Consider the following 518-nt stretch of genomic DNA (forward strand, 5'->3'; position numbering starts at 1 on the left):
TGATAAGGATTGTTTTTAGAGCTCAAAATGGCGAATTGGCGGTTGAGCTGGGAGTGATAAGTTTCTGGTGTACCTATCACTCCCAGCTCAACCGCCAATTCGCCATTTGGGTCACTAATCACGTCTTGATAAGGATTGTTTTTAGAGCTCAAGTAGTTTTGAGCGGCAGAGTTATTATCTCGATAATTCAAACCAATGATCGGCACTCCCGCATCCGCTATCTGCAAAAGTGTTTCATGTTCTTTCTTACAGATCCCACACCATGACGCCCACACATTCAGCAACTTATAGCCATTATCTTGAAACAACACCTGAGTGACCTCTTTTCCAGAGATAACCGATACAGCGCTGAAATTTGGAACCATTAGCGTGCTTTCCTTTGCTTGCTCAACGTGGGGACGGTCAGATAACGCCGCAACGACCACGACTGAAAAGACGGCAACAACAATAAATAACCCGAATAGTTTAGGCATAGTTTTCGGTGACATTCACGGCCCTCTTTCTTTTGCGATACACAG

1 protein-coding gene is annotated in these 518 nt (G+C 44.6%); it reads right to left on the bottom strand.

What is annotated here, in order from left to right:
- Nucleotides 1-488: redoxin family protein (locus tag R7Q48_RS31090; protein WP_318134272.1), on the bottom strand; the 488-nt coding region annotated here is incomplete at its 3' end.
- Nucleotides 489-518: the final 30 nt, after the last annotated feature.

This window comes from Vibrio sp. 378, assembly GCF_033339435.1.